Source organism: Rhodococcus sp. 14C212 (assembly GCF_011058195.1).
GTDB classification, from domain to species: Bacteria; Actinomycetota; Actinomycetes; order Mycobacteriales; family Mycobacteriaceae; genus Rhodococcus; species Rhodococcus aetherivorans.
This window is the reverse complement of the sequence record NZ_JAALEH010000016.1, coordinates 79,899-95,310: the sequence shown is the minus strand read 5'-3', so window position 1 is coordinate 95,310 and position 15,412 is coordinate 79,899. Positions and strand designations below refer to the sequence as shown.

Annotated in this window: 11 protein-coding genes and 4 pseudogenes; 6 read left to right on the top strand and 9 right to left on the bottom strand. The window is 65.4% G+C overall.

What is annotated here, in order from left to right; translation table 11 throughout:
• A pseudogene (locus tag G6038_RS10460) lies at positions 1 to 335 on the bottom strand (translation initiation factor); the annotation flags it as partial.
• A 145-nt stretch (positions 336 to 480) separates the two neighbouring features.
• On the opposite strand from G6038_RS10460, the gene G6038_RS10455 reads away from it, so the two are divergent.
• On the top strand, positions 481 to 1,515 hold the full coding sequence (locus G6038_RS10455; protein ID WP_165037587.1) for an adenylate/guanylate cyclase domain-containing protein: 1,035 nt from the start codon (positions 481 to 483) through the stop codon (positions 1,513 to 1,515).
• A gap of 695 nt (positions 1,516 to 2,210) precedes the next feature.
• On the opposite strand, the gene G6038_RS10445 is transcribed toward G6038_RS10455, so the two are convergent.
• Positions 2,211 to 2,951, bottom strand: coding sequence for an FCD domain-containing protein (locus G6038_RS10445; protein ID WP_165037593.1), 741 nt, complete (start codon positions 2,949 to 2,951; stop codon positions 2,211 to 2,213).
• A 659-nt stretch (positions 2,952 to 3,610) separates the two neighbouring features.
• Here G6038_RS10445 and G6038_RS10440 point away from each other — a divergent pair.
• Positions 3,611 to 3,975 (top strand): annotated as a pseudogene (locus tag G6038_RS10440) (IS1380 family transposase); the annotation flags it as partial.
• Here G6038_RS10440 and G6038_RS10435 read toward each other — a convergent pair.
• The 4 genes and pseudogenes from G6038_RS10435 to G6038_RS10420 all read right to left on the bottom strand — a co-directional run bounded on the left by G6038_RS10435 (position 3,948) and on the right by G6038_RS10420 (position 6,997).
• The gene (locus G6038_RS10435; RefSeq protein WP_206024533.1) at positions 3,948 to 4,406 is read right to left on the bottom strand and encodes a hypothetical protein; all 459 of its coding nucleotides are present in this window, start codon (positions 4,404 to 4,406) and stop codon (positions 3,948 to 3,950) included. The pseudogene G6038_RS10440 and the gene G6038_RS10435 overlap by 28 nt on opposite strands.
• A 239-nt stretch (positions 4,407 to 4,645) precedes the next feature.
• A pseudogene (locus G6038_RS31265) lies at positions 4,646 to 4,977 on the bottom strand (transposase family protein); the annotation flags it as partial.
• Positions 4,978 to 4,999: 22 nt separating this feature from the next.
• Complete coding sequence (locus G6038_RS10425; protein WP_165037585.1) at positions 5,000 to 6,268, bottom strand: helix-turn-helix domain-containing protein; 1,269 nt, start codon at positions 6,266 to 6,268, stop codon at positions 5,000 to 5,002.
• A gap of 105 nt (positions 6,269 to 6,373) precedes the next feature.
• On the bottom strand, positions 6,374 to 6,997 hold the full coding sequence (locus tag G6038_RS10420; protein ID WP_165037584.1) for an alpha/beta hydrolase: 624 nt from the start codon (positions 6,995 to 6,997) through the stop codon (positions 6,374 to 6,376).
• Between the two features lie 458 nt (positions 6,998 to 7,455).
• Between G6038_RS10420 and G6038_RS10415 the strand changes: the two are divergent.
• Positions 7,456 to 7,701, top strand: a pseudogene (locus G6038_RS10415) (transposase); the annotation flags it as partial.
• Positions 7,702 to 7,989: 288 nt separating this feature from the next.
• Here G6038_RS10415 and G6038_RS10410 read toward each other — a convergent pair.
• Together G6038_RS10410 and G6038_RS10405 are read right to left on the bottom strand one after the other, a co-directional pair.
• Positions 7,990 to 9,207 (bottom strand): acetyl-CoA C-acetyltransferase, encoded by a 1,218-nt coding sequence (locus tag G6038_RS10410; RefSeq protein WP_165037583.1) that lies wholly within the window; start codon positions 9,205 to 9,207, stop codon positions 7,990 to 7,992.
• Positions 9,208 to 9,508: 301 nt separating this feature from the next.
• A complete protein-coding gene (locus G6038_RS10405; RefSeq protein ID WP_165037582.1) occupies positions 9,509 to 10,201 on the bottom strand; it encodes an alpha/beta hydrolase in 693 nt (230 codons plus the stop codon).
• A gap of 179 nt (positions 10,202 to 10,380) precedes the next feature.
• Between G6038_RS10405 and G6038_RS10400 the strand changes: the two genes are divergently transcribed.
• On the top strand, positions 10,381 to 11,847 hold the full coding sequence (locus G6038_RS10400; protein ID WP_165037581.1) for an aldehyde dehydrogenase family protein: 1,467 nt from the start codon (positions 10,381 to 10,383) through the stop codon (positions 11,845 to 11,847).
• A 269-nt stretch (positions 11,848 to 12,116) separates the two neighbouring features.
• Here G6038_RS10400 and G6038_RS10395 read toward each other — a convergent pair whose 3' ends face one another.
• On the bottom strand, positions 12,117 to 13,226 hold the full coding sequence (locus tag G6038_RS10395) for an NDMA-dependent alcohol dehydrogenase (protein ID WP_100054855.1): 1,110 nt from the start codon (positions 13,224 to 13,226) through the stop codon (positions 12,117 to 12,119).
• 472 nt (positions 13,227 to 13,698) lie between these two features.
• Here G6038_RS10395 and G6038_RS10390 point away from each other — a divergent pair, with 472 nt between their 5' ends.
• Together G6038_RS10390 and G6038_RS32060 are read left to right on the top strand one after the other, a co-directional pair.
• Positions 13,699 to 13,896 (top strand): ferredoxin, encoded by a 198-nt coding sequence (locus G6038_RS10390; protein ID WP_100054856.1) that lies wholly within the window; start codon positions 13,699 to 13,701, stop codon positions 13,894 to 13,896.
• The gene (locus G6038_RS32060) at positions 13,844 to 15,265 is read left to right on the top strand and encodes a cytochrome P450 (protein ID WP_165037580.1); all 1,422 of its coding nucleotides are present in this window, start codon (positions 13,844 to 13,846) and stop codon (positions 15,263 to 15,265) included. Before G6038_RS10390 ends, G6038_RS32060 begins: the two co-directional genes overlap by 53 nt.
• Positions 15,266 to 15,412: the final 147 nt, after the last annotated feature.

Genomic DNA, 15,412 nt, shown 5'->3' with positions numbered 1-15,412 from the left:
GACGTGCGCGGGGTGGTGGGGCGCGGGGTGGTGGAGCGCGGAGCCGGTCGATCCGCAGCCTTGCGGACCGGCTTCGACGGCTCCTTCGTCAGACGCAGCTCCTCGGCCTCGAAGGGCAGCTCGTCGTCGACGCCCTTGGGGCGGACGGTGACCGTGCGGCCCGCCACCGACACCGCCCGGGCCGACGTGCCCGGGGCGATGCCCAGGCTCGGAATGCCCTCGATGAGATAGACGGTGGCGCGGCGACCGTCCGCGACGGCAGTGGTCAGCTCGGCGAGCTGCTCGTCGGTGAGGTGATCCGGGCCGGTTGTGCCGGCTCGTCTGCGGGGCGGCATGCCACGTCCTTTCGGGCTGGGTGGTGCAGAAGGCGCGATCACTGTCGCACACAGGTGCGACACTCTCGCGGATTCGTTGCGCGCCCGAACCGAGGTGGGCCATGCTGGGGCGGCCGGTCACCTGCGGCGGCCGGGAAGGAGCGACGTGAGCACGTCGGAGCAACCGGAGCTCGAGCCCGAGCTCCTGCAGGCCGTGCAGGCCGAACTCGAGCGGACCCTGCTCGGCGGCGAGCGTCGCTACACCCAGCGGGAGAGCGCCGAACGGGCCGGGGTGGACTTCGAACGCACCCAACGGCTCTGGCAGGCGCTGGGATTCACCGTGGACCCGGACCCGGACGCGCGGACCTTCACGGACGGCGACGTCGCGGCGCTGCGGAACATCGACGCGATCGTGGCGAGCGGCGCCCTGCACCCCGACCTGGAACTGGCGGCCGCGCGGTCGCTGGGACAGTCCATGTCGCGGCTGGCCGAGTGGGAGGTGGCCCTGATGAACACCCACATCCTCGATCGGCTCGAGACCGAGTACACCGGGACCACCCCGTCCGAGCGGGAGATCCGGTCGTTCGTCGACGAACTGCTGCAACGGGTCCTGCCCCTCACCGAGACTCTGCAGCTGTACGTGTGGCGACGGCATCTGGTGGCAACGACGGGACGCAACGTGGTGCGGGCCGGGGGCGAGTCGGCCGGCCGGGTCCTGGTCGTCGGCTTCGCCGACATGGTGGGGTACACGCGTCTGACCCGTCGGATCGACGCCGACGAGCTCAACGACCTGCTCGAGGACTTCGAGTCGACCGCGACGGGGATCGTGACGCAGGGCGGCGGGTGGGTGATCAAGACCGTGGGCGACGAGGTGATGTTCGCCGCCGAGGAGCCCGCGGACGCCGCGCGGATCGCGCTGGCGCTGCAGGAGTCGTCCGACTCCCGTCCCGACGCCCCGGAACTACGGGTGGGGATGGCGCAGGGGCCGGTCCTGGCCCGGTTCGGGGACGTGTTCGGTTCGGCGGTCAACATCGCAGCGCGGCTGACCGGTGCCGCGCGGCCGGGCACGGTGCTGGTCGATTCGACTCTCGCCGACGTGCTCGACGGCGACGACCGTTTCCGGCTGCGTCCCCTGCGGGCGCTGCGGGTCAAGGACTTCCATCGGCTGCGCCCCTCGGTGCTGCGGCCGGCCCAGGACTGAGACGCCGGCACCGGGGCAGTCGGAAAACGTCGACGGTCCTGTCGCGCGCTCCGGCGGCGCCAGGGAGTGGCCTTCCGGACGGGCAGGGGCACGGCCCTTTTTCAAGACTCGATGTCCGGGGGGCTCGAGTGCTCACCTGTCCGCCGCTACCGGTGACGAGTTTGCCGTATGGACGGACCCGTCGGCTCTCATCAGGGGGCTGCACATCAGCGGTCGAGGCTCTCGCTGTCGACGGAGAATGCCTCGGACGATCCCGTGGAGGACCGAGCAGCAAGATTCACCTTGCTGTCGGCGGGCGCGGAATGCCGATGAGTGTGCCCCTCTCCGCCGGCCAGGCCGGTGACGATCCCCAGCTGATGCCACTGCTCGAGCAGATCGAGGTTGCCCGCCCTGGTGGTAGGCGCCCTCGATCGCGTCCGGAAGCGGTGGTGGCGGACAAGGCGTATTCGCGTCCGAGTACCCGCGCTCAGCTGCGTGGGCGTGGGATCCGGTTCACCTGTCCGGAGCGGTCGGATCAGAAGGCCACGCGAACGGCAAAGGGCTCCCGGTACGGACCGTGGCACACGGTGTACGGGTTGTTCCGGCTATGGCGGCGGGCGGGGGTTACTGACTGTGTGCATATAGGGCGACGATCGGAGAGGTTCTTCGGTGCGGGCCCGCGGGCGATGTCGCCGTCCGGCGAGAAGGAGTGTCGTTCAGCCGCCGAGCGCCTGGTTCCAGGGCAGGACCTGGCTCAGGAGTTCGGGGAACTTGCGCTCGGCGTACCGGACGTATTCGTTGATGTGGTCGCGCATCCGGTCCTCGGACAGGTCCGCGTCGTGCGAATTCAGCGCCTCGAAGATCTGGAGGTGCGCCTTCAGGGTCGTCTCCCGCAGCGGAGCGGGATGATCGACGCCCATCACCGTGCCGCCGGTGATCCGCAGCAGCGCGTCCGTCAGGTAGCCGAAGAGCGCGTTGCCGGTGGACCAGGCGATGACGTCGTGGAACTGCTTGTTCGTCTCGAGGAACGTGTCGATGTCCGCGGTGTCGAACGACTGCTGCATGCGGTCGACGGACTGCTTCAACTCTTGCAGGTTCTCGTCGCTGATCCGCTCGGCGGCCAGGCGGCAGATGACGGGCTCGAGGGCGGTGCGGGCCTCCACGATCGTGCTGAGCGAGGCGTTCTGGAGCTGCATCAGCAGGATGATGGTGCTCGCCAGATGGGACGCGTCCGGATCGAGGAGGACGGGACCGCCCTTGGGTCCCGGCTTGAGGGCGATCATGCCCTGGAACTCGAGCAGCCGCAGTCCCTCGCGCAGGGTGCCGCGGCCGATCTGGTACTCCTCGAGCATCGCCTTCTCCGGGGGCAGCAGGTCCCCGGGCTGCAGACCTTTTCGCGCCGTATCCCGGACGATCTGCTGGGCGACCACCAGCGACGTCTTCGGGCCTCTCGACATTGCAGCCACGGAACCTCCTCAGCCTCCTGGCCTCCTGACTTCCGGGAAACGGAGGCTGTCACGGCGCAGCGGGTGCTGCACCGTGACGGCGGATCGGCCGGGCAACTTCCCCACTCGATCCGAAGTACGCACTGTACTCGGTATGCCATTCATATGCACTATTGCCGGGAAGATGCCCACTCCGCGCCGCGGACCGCGACCTCTATGTGATCGGACCTGTAATCGCCTCTACGGCACGCCAGGCGTCGATCGACCAATGGTGAGCGTTGCCCTATGCTGCACGGGGGAAACTTCAGTCATTTCGCTGGAGCGACTTCTCTTACTCGCAGAGGGATCGACGAGGCGGTGGGCGGCAATCAAGGCCGTGGGTCGTCCGACAGCGTCTATCCGACAACCGGACCGGCTGCGCCGAGAAGCATTGCCGCGCCGAGAAAGAACTGTACGAGCACAGTCGACCCCCTGCCTCTCCGGCTGTTGTGGGTACGCGGCGCGGCCCTTTGCAGAGGTTCGGCCGGTGGCGGGGTTGTGCGTGCAAGGGTGTCGGTTCAGCCTGGATCCACCGCGGGTGTGACGGTGTGAGCGTGTCGTAGAACGCGAGAGCCCTGCCGGGCAGGAGAATTTGAGTTACCACACAAAGATTCCGGCACCGGAACAGAGGCATCTCGCAGGTGAGAGCATCTCACACCGTCACGCCGGTTTTCGATGACCCGAACCTCGTGTCGGCCGCAGGGCTGGTACCCGTGATGCGACTGGCCGAGACCCGGTCTGCACGAGCTGTTCGGCCGGCATCCGAGCGTCGGTTCACCGACCCGGCGGTCAAGTCCGCGAGCATCGTCGCGGGGATGCTCGCCGGCGCCGACCGCATCGACGACCTCGATGTTCTCCGCCCCGGAGCGATGAACCGACTGTTCGGCGGGGTGCGGGCGCCGTCGACGCTCGGCATCTACCTGCGGTCGTTCACCCTCCCCCGCAAGCGGGCGTACCTCCAGGGCATGTTCAGCAGCTCGACGCCGTGGCGGCGCGTCTGTCGGCCGGCCTGACCACGCGGCTGCCAGGCTTGCTCGACGGGGCGGAGGAGATCGCGTTCGTCGATGTCGACGCTCCCCCGAGCACTTCGTGCAGGGCGGTACCCCCACCATCGGTCAGGTCCACGGCGGCGGCCATCTTGACCAAGGGCGAGAACCGGTTGTTGAGCTCCCCCGCAATCTGGTGGGCGCCGCACGCATCGAGCGCGGCCACCTTCTGCGGGAGGAGGGTCAGGTTGTGCACGATGGCGGGCACGTCGAGAGCGGTGAGGCCGGTGGCGACGGTGAGGACCTGATCGCGCACGACAGTGGGTTCGAGCACCGAGAGTTTGAGCACCGAAAGCACCCGCGGAGCGGCGGACAGCGCCTCGGCCGGGGTGGACGCGAGGGGTGCGAGCTGCCCGCCGAGGGGGATGGTGAGCGACGCCAAGGTCTGGTTCTGCGGCGAGTGCGCCGGGACGGTCGAGGTCCCGCTGTCGAGGAGTGTGGTGGCGGTGTCCGCGATCGTGGTGACGGCGGTCGGGGCTCCGGTCAGGTCCGCCCGGGTGGCGCGGTCGCTGCGACTACAGGTCCGGACTGAGCATCGACTCTGGGGGCGTCCCCCACGCGTAGATCTCGGGGCATCCGATACATTTTCGAGGCATAACGACCTGCGTGCTCAAATTGTGTCAGTACGAGCGATGCCTTGGCGATGGAACCGATTCGGTTGGGACACAGCGTGATCCTGTCGAGGACCTTTCACCGGGTGGTGAGCAGCGCGGCGGCGCATTCGCCGAGGCACCGAGGTCCGGACAGCAGCGTGTGGCGGCAAACGGGGTCCACATCGAGGGAGTTGCCGTCGGCAGGGACCTTCGTGGGGGTATGGATGCCGATGCCGGTGTCCTGGTAGCCCTTGTCCGCGAGGGCGGCAGGGTCGTGGCGGCGTACAGAGCCCCGGTGATCCGGTGCGTTCGGGCGGCGGTCAGATCGTGGGTGCTGCCCGGCAGTGCGTCGGAGACCCACCTAACCTCACTAAAACCAAGCTCAGTCGCTGCGAACGCTCGGCTCCATGACAGCGGAACCGAGCCACTCGCACAATGCGAGAGCATTCTCCACGTCGAGTCGTCTCTCTCGGACGCTACGCCCGAGTAGTTGCTCGATCTTTCGGAGTCGGTACATGACCGAGTTCTTGTGCATGGTGAGGATGACGGCGGTGGTGGCGTAACTGCCACCACTCGCCAAGAATGTACGCAGCGTTTCTCGGTACTGTGCCATCGGCGGGTCGTCAACGGCCAACGGTCCCAGCACATCCCGCACCCATTCGCTCGCAAGGCCGAGGTCTGAGCACATCAGCGCCACCGAGCCTGCGCTCTCACTGAACACCACACGAAGTTTGGGAACTTGCGAGGCCCGTGCCACCATCGCCGCCCGAGTGGCCTGCCGATGCGTGCGAACGAAGCCTTCGACTCCCTCGTGCATCGCGCCTATGGCCATGGTCACCGAATCGTCACCCCCGTCGAAGGTCGACGCGATCTCGAAGAGGTCGACCCCCGCGTCGGCCCCCAGCGGTAGCCACGCCCACGCGGTGCGCTCATCGCGAGGTTCGAACAATGGACGCGACTGTGCACCACATCGTTTGGCGAGTACGGAAACCGCACTCTCCAGTCGGGCCAGCCGATCCTCGGAGGTCGACCGATCGATCCACGCGATGACCCCCACGTGCCATTGGTTCAGACGGTAGGAGAACGCTCTCTCGACGTCTCCGACATCGACAGAGCGCCCAGCGAGGATAGCTTCGATGAGGGCCGTTCGAGCAGCAGTACGCTCCCGCAACCATGTCTCGCGTGCGATCTCGTAATGGTGCAAGACCTGACGATAGAGATCATCGGTCCATGTGGTCAGTCGCGTCATGAGGTCGACGGCGGACCTTGCCACGACGACCGGGTCGTCACCCAACTCTCCGAGCCGTTCCAGGCACCAGCGCAGCATCACGTTGCGCGTCACGCGGGTCCCCCGCTCCAGGAGGTCGAAGGGAAAACCACGCTGCGCGACCACACGTGCATACTCCACAACGGCCCCCGGCACCTCCATCGAGGAGACGTCGAGGTCATGCTCGAGCATCTGCAGGTTGGTGACGACCGCGGCCTGGGCTCCCGCAGTCGCCAACTCGAGGAGGCGTTGATCGACCTTGATCTCTTCGACTTCGTTGACGGCTTCGTCGACCAATAGGGAGGCAATCTCATCGGCGTGCTTACCGGCGACCGCAGCAACGCGCATCACAAGCGCCCGCACCGAGGGGTCAGGATCGTGCATCGACTCGACCTTGGTGACCTCCGCAGTCCTCGTCGTCCGAGTGCTGGATACGTCCCACTCCCCGAGCCTACCGTCCCGGGATGGGTCCGTGACGACTCGAGGCGATCAGTGCAGTGGCGGCGTCAAGGCACGTGGAGTTGACGGCAAGAGCGCGCAACCCGGTGTGGCAGCTTGATGCGATGTGTCATCGAGTTCGCCGCCGTCCTCCAATGCGGACATCATCACGACGGATGCGGGGTCCGGGAGTCCGAGGTCCCTGAACACCATCGGTACCATCACCGCGAGGTCACCGTCTGCGCAATCGACTGCCAGAACGATGTGTTCGGAGTCGTAACCTGCTGCCATGAGCAGCCGATAGGCGCCCACCGCGTCGTCGATACCGTCCCCGACGGTGTACTCGGGCGCCGTCCGATAGTCGACCACGAGCACCGAGGCGTCCAGCGCATCGCACAGCCGCGACACCAGACGACGATGGCTCGGCAGTTTGCAGCAGCGGCGCCCCCCGGCGTGCAGATACAGCAACACTCGATCGGAACGGGGATCTGTGGCCGCTGCCCACACACCCATGCACTTTTCCAGCGAGATCACGACGTGAGGGACCTCGGTGCCCATCCACGAATGGTCCGAGCGGCCGGACGCTCCGTCCCCGACCTGACGAGCCGCCGGCTGTGCGGCATCAGCCGGCATGCTGCTCTCGTCCTGCACCTCTACTCGGTCAGCTGTGGTCACGACAACTCCTCACCATGTGAAACTTCTGAATCGGTCGATGATCCGTAGGCGTCGATCAACGCGGGTGAGCGCGATCGATGCGCATGCATCAGGGCACCGTCGAGACTAAGAGGTGGTGTGGCATGAATCACTGGGCGCGCGATACTGAGATCAGAGTCGCTGTAGGGCTCTGGGCACATGGCCGACGGGTGACGGCGACGTCGGGACCCAGGAGAGTGCTCATGTCGCGGTAGCAAGAAGTCGAATCTGCGACAATCCGTGGTATGGAACCCCCGGTTCAGGCTGTAACAATGCGTTCGGTGCGGTCGGCGTCGTCGACGTGAGACGGGCTCCGGGTGGTAGATGATGAATGTTCCTACACCGATCGTCATCCGAGCACTCGGGAGCCCTGCGTCCGAACCTGAGATCTTGGGCGGTCCTCACCACCTGGCTCGACCGGCAGAGCGCCGCTTTCGGGACGTATCGAAGTGGTGGCGATGGACGGGTTCGGCGGCTACAAGCACGCCGCGACCAGCAGGGTTCCCGATGCGGCGACGGTGATGGATCCGTTCCACGTGGTGGCTCTGACCGGGACGAAGCTGGATCTGTGTCGCCAGCGCGTGCAGCAGCACACCTGTGGGCACCGCGGCCGTTCGGGGGATCCGCTCTACGGCCTTCGCCGCACCGCCCGCACCCGGCAGGAACTGCTCAGCGATCCGCAACGCCGAAGTCTCGAAGCGGTATTCGGCGAGGAACAGCACCCGCCGTTCGCGATCACGTAGCGGGTCTACCAGGACGTCATCGATACCTACGCCGACCACGATCGTCGGCATGGCTAACCGGAGACCGGCGGCGGACCATCCGCCATGAACGCCATAACAAGCACTTCGCCGGCTTTCTGCAACTCGCCGCCGCTCCGACGTACTGGAAAACTCCCCAATGAGACATCCTTTCCTTGAGGTGTCCTGAATAACGTCTCTACCGGATCCAAGGCGGTTCACGTTGACTTCGGATCAGCTCAGGCGCTCGAGGACCATCGCCATGCCCTGGCCGCCACCGACGCACATGGTCTCCACGCCGAACTGCTTGTCGTGGGTCTGCAGGTTGTTGAGCAGGGTGGCGGTGATCCGCGCGCCGGTCATGCCGAACGGGTGGCCGAGGGCGATCGCACCACCGGAGACGTTGAGCCTGTCCTCGTCGATGCCGAGCTCCCGGGCGGAGCCGAGCACCTGCACGGCGAACGCCTCGTTGATCTCGAACAGGTCGATGTCGGAGATGGTCTTGCCGGCATGGGCGAGAGCCTTCCTGACCGCCTCGATCGGGCCCAGACCCATGATCTCCGGCGACAGGCCGGACACGCCGGTCGAGACGATCCGCGCCAGCGGGGTCAGACCGAGCTCCTTGGCCTTGGTGTCGGACATGATCACCAGGGCCGCGGCGCCGTCGTTGAGCGGGCAGGCGTTGCCCGCGGTGATGGTGCCGTCGGGGCGGAACACCGGCCCCAGCTGGCTCACGGCCTCGTAGGTGGTGCCGGGCCGCGGGCCGTCGTCGGTGGTCACGACGGTGCCGTCGGCCAGGGTCACGGGGCTGATCTCGCGCTCGAAGAAGCCGGACTTGATGGCTTCCTCGGCCCGGTTCTGCGACCGCACGCCCCACCGGTCCTGGTCCTCGCGGGAGATGCCGGTCAGCGCGGCGACGTTCTCCGCGGTCTGACCCATCGCGATGTACACGTCGGGCAGCAGACCCTCGCTGCGCGGGTCGGTCCACGCGGTGCCGCCCTCGGCGAGCGTGGCGGTGCGGGCCTCGGCGTCGGCGAAGAGCGGGTTCTTGGTGTTCGGCAGGCCGTCGGCGTTGCCGGTGACGAAGCTCGAGACGGACTCGACGCCGGCGGAGACGAACACCTCCCCCTCGCCGGCCTTGATCGCGTGCAGCGCCATGCGGGTGGTCTGCAGCGACGACGAGCAGTAGCGGTTGACGGTCACGCCGGGCAGGAAGTCGTAGCCCAGCTGCACCGCGACGACGCGGGCGATGTTGAACCCGGACTGGCCGGCGGGCTGGCCGCAGCCGAGCATCAGGTCGTCGATCCGGGCGGGGTCCAGCTCCGGCACCTTCGCCAGGGCGGCCGCGACCATCTGGGTGGCCAGGTCGTCCGGGCGCACCGTCTTGAGCGACCCCTTCATCGCCCGCCCGATGGGCGAACGGGCGGCGGACACAATCACAGCTTCGGGCATCACGTGCTCCTTGTCTTGTGTTGACGCTTGGTGCCGGCCCGGACTCGGACAGGACGCCGTGGACACGACGCGACCTCGGCGACCGAGCGAACCGCATCCTCGGTGAACGATCCGCATGAGCGTTCACCTCGACCCGAATCGACTCACTTACCAAAGCCGCACTTGTGCCTGCCCGGGCGGGGCGGGCAGGCCGTCCCAGAGAGAACTGCAGCGAACTGGTCATCGAATCCGACTGCGCTCGAAACCGGTTCACAAGAAAATGGCAAGGATCACATGAGCACATCCGAATTCGGTGGTGCGTCTACCGACGCTCCGTGGCGGTGATCGCATCGGCCACCGCCGCCGGGCGGGTGAGCATCGGGCAGTGTCCCGAGTCCACTTCGACGACCGTTTCGGCATGGCGGGCGAATTCGCGTTGCAGTGCCGGGGAAAAGGTCTTGTCCCGAGTGCACAGTATGTATGTGACCGGATGGTTCTTCCACCCGAGGTCGTGTACCGCTTCTCCGAAGGTTGCCAGAGCATGCGATCCGAGCGACTCGATGAAGGGGGCCGCCTGCGCGTCTGTTGCGTCGTTGCAGAGGTGGGCTTTCGCTCCGACCGGATCCAATGCCGCCATGCCGTCGTCGGTGGGTCTGATGGCCGATCCCAACTGTCCCGGATCGGGATCCCGTTGCATCAACGCGGAAACCGATTCGCCTTCCTGTGGGAGAGCCGCACATACATAGACCAGTCGAGCGACATCGTCGTTGTTTGCAGAGGCTGCGGTTATCACAGCGCCCGCGTACGAGTGGCCGACAAGCACAGCAGGTCCACGGAGGTCCTTCAAGGCCCCGCGTACGGAAGCGACGTCGGCGGCGAAGGTGCCCCCCGCACGTCGACTGGGTAGATCGATCGCAGATGCATCGATACCGCGCCGTTCCAGCTCGCCCAGAACCGGCCTCCATGCCCACGCACCGGTAAATGCGCCGTGCACCAACAACACCGGTTGGCTCATGCTGTTCTCCTAAGGGCCGAATGACGATCACACTCTCGCACGGCGCCCGGGGCGCCCCTTACCCTCTGCACACCATAAGACATGTCTAGACGCATTCAAAGTCGCATGCAATCATGAATCCACTCGTCCTGAGGGATGGCCGACCAGGTAGCAGTACCCGCTTTGGATAAGGACTCCACATGACCGACAATGTCCGACAGATCTTCGTCGACGGTTCCTGGACCGATGCCGGAACCGATGAAGTAGACATCGTGATCAACCCCGCGACCGAGCAGACAATCGCTCAGGTCGGCCGCGCCTCTCGCGAAGATGCCATGCGCGCGCTTCGGGCAGCGCGGAAGGCGTTCGACGAGGGACCCTGGGGCCGCACCTCAACCCGCGAAAGGGCGGACGTTTTGCGGCGCATGGGCGAGATCATGCAGCGTCGCTCCGAGGAGATCGCCGCGCTCAACGTAGCGGAAGCCGGGTCGGTGGGGTGGCAATCGCAGGTGGTCCACACCAACTTCCCGATCGATGCATGGATGGACATGGTGGATCGGACGTTGCCGGCCTACTCGTTCGAGCGGCCTCTCACACCCATGGCGGGCATGGGTGGCCTGACCCAGGGAGTGGTGCGGCACCGTCCCGCGGGTGTAGCGGCGCTGATCACAGGCTACAACTTTCCCTTCTTCCTCAACCTCTTCAAGCTCGGCCCTGCACTCGCAGCAGGGTGCACGACCGTCCTCAAGCCGTCGCCCTACACCCCCCTCGAGGCCCTCGTCCTCGGCGAAATCGCCGAGGAGGCCGGTCTTCCCGCTGGAGTACTCAACGTCCTCACCGGTGACGTGGAGGTCGGTGAACTTCTGACGACCAGCCCCCTCGTCGACATGGTGAGCTTCACCGGCTCGGATATCGTCGGCTCGAAGATCGCCACTCAGGCAGCACCCTCGTTCAAACGTGTCGTGTTGGAGCTGGGCGGCAAGTCTGCAAGCATCATCCGCGCCGATGCAGACCTCGAGAAGGCGATCGCCGACGTCCTCCTCAACTCCACGATTCAAGCAGGCCAAGGCTGTTCGCTCACCACGCGAACCTTCGTGCACCGGTCGATCTTCGACGAGGTGGTGTCCGCCACCAGCAAGGCCATGCAGGCAATGAAGATCGGCGATCCCGCCGATGCCACGGTCGAGATGGGACCCCTCATCCGTGAAGCGCAACGCGCCAAGGTCGAGGCGCTCATCGCCAAGGGCATCGAGGAGGGCGGCGAACTCGTGACGGGCGGCGGCCGCCCTGCGGGTCTCGACAAAGGCTTCTACGTCGAGCCGACGCTGTTCACCAACGTGGACAACACGTCGACCATTGCGACAACCGAATTCTTCGGGCCCGTTCAGATCATCAACGCATTCGACACCGACGAGGAGGCCGTGGCTCTCGCCAACGAGAGCCTCTACGGACTCGGTGGCGGGATCTGGTCCAAGGACGCCGGTCGCGCATACGACATGGCCAAGCAGATCCGTTCCGGATTCGTCACGATCAACGGCCAGGGCGGTTTCAACCTCGACGCTCCCTTCGGCGGCTTCGGGGCCAGTGGGATCGGCCGCGAACGCGGCCCGGAAGCGATCGGAGAATACCTGCAGTCCACTACCGTGACCTGGGGATGCGGGGCCTGACAGCCGGTGTATTCGCAAGACACGTAACAAGCCTCGAGCCGACCACTCGTAGAGCCCCTGCCCCTTACGGGCAGGGGCTCTACGGCTTGCTGTACCGAGTCGTCGACAGCCGCTCGGCCTGTCACGAAACGGAGTCGATCCGCGCGGCTGGGGTATACAGACCGGTGCGACCCGGCTGGTGACAGCCGGGCCGCACGACGGATACCTGATCTTCGCTCTGCAGTGGTCCCTACACGCCGCACGGCTCGACAGAGCCGTGGGCCGAGCCATCAGAAATCGATAACACCACGGATGTTCCTGCCCGCGTGCATATCTGCGTATCCATCGTTGATCTGATCGAGGGTATACCGCGTGGTGATCATCTCGTCGAGCTTGAGCTGCCCCTCGGCGTAGAGGTCGAGAAGCATGGGGACAGCCTCGCGCGGCGAGCTCATACCGAACAGAACACCCTGAATCCGCTTCTGGTACATCGACAATTCGAACAGATTGATCGGCATACCCGTCTCGAACGGGGACCCCTGGGCCGTCACCGCAACCGTGCCGGCCTTGCGAATCGCCTTGAAGGCGTTGTTGACGTGTTCACCCGTTATCAGACTCGTCGTGATGATGGCGGAGTCGGCTCCTTGCCCGTTGGTAATGGAGCGCGCGAATTCGGTTGCCTCATCGATATCGTCGTATGCCTCGGTAGCACCGAGTTCGAGAGCCTTCTCCCGCTTGAACGCCACCGGTTCCACGGCGATGACGTGGGCTGCCCCGGCGAACCGAGCACCTTGGACGGCGCTCATCCCGAGACCGCCCGTCCCCATGACGATGACCACATCTCCGGGACGCACGTCGGCGGCGTTGGTTGCCGATCCCCAACCTGTCGGAACGCCACAGGCGGCGATGCACGCAACATTGAGAGGCACATCCTGTCGAATCTTGATGCACGACTCCTCGTTGAATACCTGGTGGGTGGCGAATGTGCCGAGCATGGCTGCCGTCGGTACGTCTGCGTCACCGATATGCATACGGCACGTACCGTCGAGCTGAGCGCCCGTCATGATGAGTGCACCGTAGTCGCAGAGGTGCTGCATTCCGGAAGCGCACCAGCGACATTTTCCGCAGGACGGGACAAAGGACGTGATGATGTGATCGCCGACCTTCAGGTCCCGCACGCCCGGCCCGACTTCCCGAACGATGCCGGCGCCCTCGTGTCCTGCACAGAACGGCAGCGTCGGACACGGAACATCGCCCACCGCCATATGGTCGTCGGAGTGGCACAGTCCGGTCGCCACCATCTCGACGAGCACTTCACCCGCTCGCGGGCTGTCGAGCTCGACATCCTCGATCGTCCATTTTCCCGGCTGCTCCCAGAGAACCGCTGCACGAGCCTTCATCACTACCTCCAGAGTCATAGGTCAGTTTGTGGACGGACTTTGCGCTGCTCTGAGGTGCGGCCGGCACTCCGGCCACAACCAGGGAGTTGCCGTCACGCTCGAACACTTCGCGACAACCGGTCCCCCACCGTCTACTCGGTGGGATCGTGCCCCCTCGCCGGCGCCAGGAAGCAGCGACAACAGTATCCTTGCCGACTCATGTATGCAATAGATTATGTGCCAATGGCTACCGTTCTTTCGGCGTAGCATTTCGGCCCCGCCGCGAGTGGACGGGTTCGTCGTGGCACTCCGAAGTCCCCTGCAAGCGCAGGTAGCTCGGGCGAACGCGCCGGTGGATCGAGTCCCCCGCGAGTCGACAAGCTTGGAAAGGTCGATGAAACTCCCCCTTGTTCGATCAACATTTGCATGCAAAACTGTAGATCATTAGAACGTGAGGGCCGACACAGTGGCCCCATCCCCAAGAGGAGCACCAATGAAGGTTCGAGTCGATGAGGGTCGATGCCAGGGCCACACTCTGTGCGCTATGGCATCTCCTGACGTCTTCCTCCTTCGCGACGACGACGGTCACGCATTCGTCGACGAGACCGCCGTGACACCCGACCGATACGACGCCATCCGTGACGCACAGGCAACATGCCCCGAGAGAGCCGTGGAAATCACCGAAAGCTGAGCGGGAGGGCTCGCCCGTTCGACATGCACTTTTCCCTCCATCAACTCGGTTTCGATCCCGAAACCGGAAGCGGACATCGACCGAAGTCTCGCGCGTATCGAACCCAGTCCTACCTCGAGAACGGAGCCACCCGATGACGAGCACCCGACCAACGGTCGAGTTCGACCATCACTCTCCCGAATTCGCCGCCGACGGCGATCGCATCTCAGCAGAGCTTCGCTCACGCTGCCCGGTCTCGTGGACCGAGTCGTACGACGGCTTCTGGGTCGTCGCCAGCCACCAAGGTGTGACCGAGTCACTACGCGACCGCGACCGGTGCTCGACCAAGAAGACGTTTACCGCGGATGGCACACCGGTAGGCGGCGTGTCGATCCCGGCGCCGCCGCAACCCTGCAACATCCCGGAGGAGACGGATCCGCCGGAGTGGGACGGCTACCGGGGAGCGCTCAACCCCCACTTCTCGCCAACCGCCATCCGCCGGCGCCGTGACCGTATCGAAGCGCTCACCACCGAGGTCATCAACAAGGTCATCGAAAAGGGCGAACTCGACCTCGTCATGGACCTCGCCAACCCCGTCACCGCCCTCGCCACCCTAGACCTTCTCGGCTTGCCTCTGAACACGTGGAAGTTCTACGCCGAACCGATCCACCGAATCACCTACGAACCATATAACGCCGAGGTTCAGGCTCAGATCGGCCAGATCTTCGTCCAGTTGCTCGACATCGTCAAAGAACGCCGCGACAACCCCCGACAGGGCCTCATCGACGACATGATCGCCGTGAAGATCGACGGCGAACACATGCCCGACGAGGACCTGCAAGCCCTCTTCTGGCTCATGCTGCTCGGCGGCTTCGACACGACCGCAACCCTGATCACCGGCTCCCTGTTCTGGCTCGACGAACACCCCGAGAACAAGCAACGCCTGCTCACCGACGACAAACTGCTCCAGACCGCCACGGAGGAGTTCGTTCGCTGGATCAGCCCGGTCGCAGGACTGGCCCGCACCGCCGCCAAGGACTTCCAGGTCGAAGGTCAAACCGTCACCGCGGGTGAACGAATGTTGATGATGTTCCGCTCGGCCAACTACGACGAAAAGGTCTTCGACAATCCCGCGGAGGTCGACCTCGAACGGTTCCCGAACCGACACCTCGGTTTCGGCACCGGCATCCACCGCTGCCTGGGTTCGCACCTGGCCCGTACCATCTTCCAGGTGGTGCTGCGTCAGGTCCTCACCCGCATGCCCGACCTGAAGATCGATCGGGCCGAATCCCACAAGATCCCCGATCTCGGAGTGGTGAACTCGTTCATCGCCATGCCGGCCACGTTCACACCCGGATCGCGGATCCCTTCCGGTGTGTGCCTGGACTAGGGACGATGCCCGTGGAGGCACGAGGGATCGACTGCGCCGGTGGCGCACCGACCGACAAGACCGAAAATGCACCAAGACTCGGAGAAACGTCCAGTGACATCGTCGACATCCGTTAGCCCCGGCACGCCGGGCCGTGGATCGGACAGC

Coding starts and splice junctions, on each gene's coding strand:
- G6038_RS10400 (WP_165037581.1), top strand. CDS start 10,381: ATGACCGACAATGTCCGACAGATCTTCGTCGACGGTTCCTGGACCGAT.
- G6038_RS10395 (WP_100054855.1), bottom strand. CDS start 13,226: ATGAAGGCTCGTGCAGCGGTTCTCTGGGAGCAGCCGGGAAAATGGACG.
- G6038_RS10390 (WP_100054856.1), top strand. CDS start 13,699: ATGAAGGTTCGAGTCGATGAGGGTCGATGCCAGGGCCACACTCTGTGC.
- G6038_RS10425 (WP_165037585.1), bottom strand. CDS start 6,268: ATGCACGATCCTGACCCCTCGGTGCGGGCGCTTGTGATGCGCGTTGCT.
- G6038_RS10410 (WP_165037583.1), bottom strand. CDS start 9,207: ATGCCCGAAGCTGTGATTGTGTCCGCCGCCCGTTCGCCCATCGGGCGG.
- G6038_RS10445 (WP_165037593.1), bottom strand. CDS start 2,951: ATGTCGAGAGGCCCGAAGACGTCGCTGGTGGTCGCCCAGCAGATCGTC.
- G6038_RS10405 (WP_165037582.1), bottom strand. CDS start 10,201: ATGAGCCAACCGGTGTTGTTGGTGCACGGCGCATTTACCGGTGCGTGG.